The sequence below is a fragment of the Oerskovia sp. NPDC056781 genome (assembly GCF_042789955.1).
Lineage (GTDB): Bacteria > Actinomycetota > Actinomycetes > Actinomycetales > Cellulomonadaceae > Oerskovia > Oerskovia rustica.
The window spans coordinates 1-5129 of the sequence record NZ_JBHUAD010000264.1; the positions used below are offsets into that span (position 1 = coordinate 1).

Annotated in this window: 4 protein-coding genes and 1 pseudogene; 3 read left to right on the forward strand and 2 right to left on the reverse strand. The window is 74.1% G+C overall.

Going from position 1 to position 5129, the window contains the following annotated elements; all coding sequences use genetic code 11:
• Positions 1-61 precede the first annotated feature (61 nt).
• A complete protein-coding gene (locus tag ACFRCR_RS16730) occupies positions 62-652 on the reverse strand; it encodes a TetR family transcriptional regulator (RefSeq protein ID WP_377679097.1) in 591 nt (196 codons plus the stop codon).
• Between the two features lie 27 nt (positions 653-679).
• Positions 680-1180, reverse strand: a complete 501-nt coding sequence (locus tag ACFRCR_RS16735) for an FBP domain-containing protein (protein ID WP_377679099.1) — start codon at positions 1178-1180, stop codon at positions 680-682.
• 226 nt (positions 1181-1406) lie between these two features.
• On the opposite strand from ACFRCR_RS16735, the gene ACFRCR_RS16740 reads away from it, so the two are divergent.
• The 3 genes and pseudogenes from ACFRCR_RS16740 to ACFRCR_RS16750 form a co-directional block, all read left to right on the forward strand.
• Positions 1407-2924, forward strand: a complete 1518-nt coding sequence (locus ACFRCR_RS16740; protein WP_377679101.1) for a hypothetical protein — start codon at positions 1407-1409, stop codon at positions 2922-2924.
• A gap of 99 nt (positions 2925-3023) precedes the next feature.
• Positions 3024-4763, forward strand: a complete 1740-nt coding sequence (locus ACFRCR_RS16745; RefSeq protein ID WP_377679102.1) for a S41 family peptidase — start codon at positions 3024-3026, stop codon at positions 4761-4763.
• A gap of 63 nt (positions 4764-4826) precedes the next feature.
• A pseudogene (locus ACFRCR_RS16750) lies at positions 4827-5129 on the forward strand (hypothetical protein); the annotation flags it as partial.

The following is a 5129-nucleotide window of genomic DNA, read 5'->3' on the forward strand; positions in this document are numbered from 1 at the left end:
GTCCTGACTCGGCCGAAAGGCGACGCCCACCGCATGCTCGGCAGCGAGGCGACGCCCACCCCTAAGCGCGGGGCGGTGTGCGGAGGCGGGAGAGCTCCTGCGCGATCGCGGAGCCGACGACCTGCCCGGGGGCGACGCCGGTCTCGTCGGCCGGTGCGATCGCGGTCAGCCCGGCCAGACCGATCCCGACCATGAGCAGGCGCAGGGCGGCGTCCCGGTTGCCGTCGTCGGGACGTTCCCGGTCGAGGAGCCGTTCGAGGACCGTGCAGACCTGCCGGAGCGACGCCAGGTACGCGGGGGCGAACTCCTGGGTGAACCGCGCGTACGATCCCGCCTCGGCCCAGAGGGCGAGGGCACCGCCGTCCTGCCCGCCGCGCAGGCCCTCGAAGAAGTGGCCGACCGCTTCCTGCGGGTCGAGGCTCGCCGTCTCGGCCTCGAACTGCTCGACCTCGGTCCGGGTGTACAGGAGCCAGGCCTCGGCGACGAGCTGCGTCGTCGACCCGAAGTGGTGGTGGATCTGCCCCTGGGAGCCGCCGAGCTCCGCCGCGACCGAGCGGGCCGTCACGGCGGCGATGCCGTCGCGTCCCAGGACGACCACGGCCGAGTCCAGGATGGTCCTGCGGCGCGCGTCTCGTGCGAGATAGCTCCCCATGGTGGTCTCCTCGGTGTCGGCAGCGGCCTATTGCATCACGACGGAGCGCACGAACGCGCTGGCCCGGGTGCGCAGCCCGTCGCGACGGGACGCGACGATGTCCGCGGCCGGCGGGTCGAGGGGGCCCGGGAGCGGGGTGCTGTGGACGTTCGTGTGGCAGTCGAGGTCGACGCACACGTAGATGCCGAGAGTGTCGAGGCGGGCGCGCTTGTCCGCCCCTGCGCGGGCGGCCGAGAACAGGGCGACCTCGTTGAAACGCCGGGTGAAGCGGCACAGCACGCACATCACGGCGCGGCTCGCGAGCTCGTTGCGGGTCGCCGACTGGCGGAGCATGACGCCGTGGGGCACGTCGTCGACGAGGGCGACGAGGTACGCGCGCAGCGGTGACCGGGGGTCGCGCCAGCCGAGGTAGTCGAGGCGGGACCAGTCGAGCGTGTCGAACGTGGCGGGAAGCCGCAGGACCTTCGTCTCCTGCGTGGTGGTGTTCCTGAAGGCGTGTCGGGTCTCTTGCCGGGTCAGTGGTCGCACGTGCGGCTCCTCCGGGTTCCGTCGAATTTGTACGCGTGTTCAAGTTGGACACTAGTACAGATCGATGAGGCGGAGCACGCCCTTTCTCCCGCCCCGGCTGGTGGCCCCTGCGGGAAATCACCCTCCTGCTCCCTCGCCGACCTGGCGCCGCGGGTCTAGCGTCGAGAACAGGTACGCCCGTCGCTCGGACCGGGGGGATCTCATGTGGGCGATCCGTGGACGCGTCATGGCACTGTCGGACGACCGGTCGGTCGCGCCCACCGAGTCTGCTGTCTTCACGGGCCGCGTGTGGATCGACGACGACGGCCGCGTCGCCGCCGTCACTCGCAGCACCCGGCCCGGTCCCGCACGCTTCGACGGCTGTCCGGTGGTCGACGTCGGCAGCTCCCTCGTGCTGCCCGGACTGATCGACCTCCACAACCACCTGGCCTACGACACGCTGCCTCTGTGGACCGAGCCGTCGCAGGCCGTCCCGTTCGCGCACCACGACTCGTGGCCCCGTGCCAGGACCTACGCCGCGAGCACCACGTGGCCCGCGTACGCGTTCATCACCGCGAGCCCGCACGAGCTGCTCGCGTACGTCGAGACCAAGGCGGTCGTGGGCGGCACGACCTCGGTCCAGGGCTCCCCGCCCATGAACCGCCCGCGCGACGGGTGGCTCGTGCGCGAGATCGACGACGAGAGCTTCGGGACGGGGGACCGCAACAAGGTCCTCGCGTCGGTCCTCACCGCCAAGCCCGCCGACCTCGCCGACCGCGCCAACCGCATGCGCGCCGGATCGCTGTTCGTCTACCACTGCGCCGAGGGACAGCCCGGCAGCCTCGTCGCCCGCGAGTACACCGACGCCGAGTCGGCCGGCTGCCTCCAGCCCCGGTTCGTCGCGGTCCACGCGACCGCGGTCGACGCGGCCGGCTTCGCACGGTGGGCCGACCCCGGCGCCGTCGTCTGGTCGCCCTTCTCCAACCTGTGGCTCTACGGCGTCACCACCGACGTCCCCGCGGCGAGGGACGCGGGACTCGCCGTGTGCCTCGGGGCCGACTGGGCGCCGTCGGGCTCGAAGAACGTCCTGGGCGAGCTCAAGGCCGCGCGCCTCGCCGCCGACCACGCCGGGTGGGACCTCAGCGACGAGGACCTCGTGCGCATGGTGACCTGCGTGCCCGGCGACGTCCTCGCACGCGGCTGGGGTCGGCAGACCGGGCGGCTGCAGCCCGGGGCGCTCGCGGACGTCCTCGTGCTGCGCGCCGAGCGCGGCGCCGACCCGTTCGCCACCGTCGTCGCCGCGACCGAGGAGGACGTGGACCTCGTCGTGATCGACGGCGTCGCGCGCTACGGGACTCCCGCGCTCACGGCCGCGGCGGGCGCGCCCGACCTCACGGCCCTCTCCGTCGGCTCGCGCGACATGCGCCTGAGCCTCACGCACCCCGACGACGGCACGACGCCCTGGGAGTGGGACGACGTCGTCGACCGGCTCGAGGCCGTCCGTGCCGACCCGCAGACCGAGATCACCGCAGCCCAGGCGCGCGCCGCGGCGTGGGCCGGGAGCATGACCGACGAGGGCGCGCCCCTGCGCCTCGCGCTCGACATGCCCACGGGCGTCGGCCCGGTCGGCGGGCTCCCGCGCGACCTCGGGACGATCACCGTCCCGCCGCTCGAGTCCCTGACGCCCGACGACGCCTGGCTCGCCCAGGTCGTCGGGCGCGGCTTCCACGCGGGCGTGCTCGACGGCCTGCGCGCCTACTACTGAGGTCGTGCCGCAGCGATCTCGCCGACCGCCGCACCACTGCTCTACCGCTCTACCGCTCTACCGCTCTACCGCTCTACCGCTCTACCGCCGGGAGGGAACGTGACGACCACCGACCCGCGCGACGCCCGCGTCCGACGCCTGCTCGCCGAGGCCGTCACGGCCACGACCCTCGCCGACGTCCCGCCGGCCGCGCACCTCGACGGCGGCGAACGGCTCCAGGTCGTCGACACGTTCGTCACGGTCCTGGGCGGGCTCTACTCCCACCTGCCCGCCAAGCGCGCGGCCTACGCGAGCGACCCCGTGCAGGGGCTCACCCTGCTGCGGCGCCGCGCCGTCGACCTGACCGACGCCGAGTTCCACCTCGCGCTCACGGGCATCCTCACCGGGCTGCGCGACGCGCACACCCGCTACGTCGGGCCCGTCGCCGCACGCGGGCAGGTCGCGACGCTGCCGTTCCTGATCGAGGCCTACGGGCCCGACCCCGAGCCGCACTTCCTCGTGACCAAGGTCGGCCCCGGCGCCGCGACCGACAGGTCGTTCGCCCCGGGCGTCGAGGTCCTTGCGTGGAACGGCGTGCCGATCGTCCGCGCGGTCGAGGTCCACGCCGACCGCGAGACCGGCGGGCGGCCCGACGCGCGGCGCTCGCGGGCGCTCGAGTCCCTGACGTTCCGCGCCCTCGACTACGGGCCGCCGCCCGACGAGCACTGGGTCGTCGTCGAGTACCGGACGCCCCGCGGGGCCACCCGGGAGACACGCTTCGACTGGACGGTCGTCGCGCCCGGTCGGGCCGAGACGGCCGTCAGCCGGGCCACGCGCGCCGCGCTCAAGGTCGCGGTCGACCCCGCCGCGGACGCCGTGCGCCGGGCCAAGAAGCTCACGTTCGTCCCTGAGCTGTGGGCCACCGAGGACGAGGCCGAGCCTGCCGCGCCACCACCGCCGCCCCTTCCCCGGGCGAGCACGACGCGAGCGAGCGTCGCCCGCGCAGGGGGAGCGGCGCCGTCGGGCCGTCTCCCGACCGGGAGCGCGGGCGAGGTGAGCACGGACTGGATTCCCACGCCGCTCCAGGACGTCCTCGCCGCGCGAGCGCTCGACGCCGACCACGGCCTGCTGCGGCTGTGGTCGTTCGACGTGGGCGACGACGCCGCCTACCTCGACGAGATGACCCGGCTCCTGGGGCTCCTGCCCACGGGCGGTGTCGTCGTGGACCTGCGCGGCAACCCGGGCGGGCTCGTCTGGGCCGCCGAGCGCGCGCTGCAGCTCTTCACGGACCACCCCGTCGTGCCCGCACGCTTCAGCCTCGTCGCCACGCCTCTCACCCGGCTCATGGCTGCCAGCCCGTTCAACCGGCTCGAGCTCGAGGCGTGGAACGGCTCGCTCCAGGACGCCGTGTCGACCGGCGAGCAGTACGCGCAGCCCCTGCCGCTGACCGACCCCGCCTGGTGCAACGACCGCGGGCGGGTCTACCCGGGACCCGCGGTCGCGGTCGTCGACCCGAACACGTACTCGTCGGGCGACCTGTTCGCGGCCGGGTGGGTCGACAACGACGTGGGTCCGCTCGTCGCCGTCGGGCAGGCCACCGGGGGCGGTGGGGCCAACGTCTGGACGCTGTCCCAGGTGCGTGACGCGCTCGCGGGCACCGAGCGGGCGCTGCCGCCCATGCCCGCCGGGACGTCGCTGACCGTCGCGGTGCGGCGGACCATCCGCTCGGGTCGGGGCGACGGCATCCCCGTCGAGGACCTCGGGATCGCGGGCGTCCCGTACGACATGACCCGTGACGACCTGCTGCGGGGCAACGTCGACCTCCAGGCGTTCTGCCTGGGGCTGCTCCGCGCCGGCTGACGACCGGACCCCGCGCGACGGACGACGACAGAGGCGCGCCGCACGACGAGAGGGAGGGACGACATGAGCACCGACCACGACCCCGGACCGCCGCCCGAGATCGCCGAGATCTTCGAGCGGCTCCCGGGCTACGGCGAGCACGCCGCGCTGTTCTGGCACGACTGGGGTCCCGTCTTCTACCGGGGACGCCTCGACCGGTCCGCACGTCTGCTCGTCATCGCGTCGGACCCCGGCCCCACCGAACGCATCGCGGGCCGCTCGCTCGTGGGCAACGCGGGCCAGCGCGTCCAGGGCTTCCTCACCAAGCTCGGGCTGACGCGCAGCTACGTGTGCCTCAACGCCTACGCGTACGCGACGCTGCCCTCG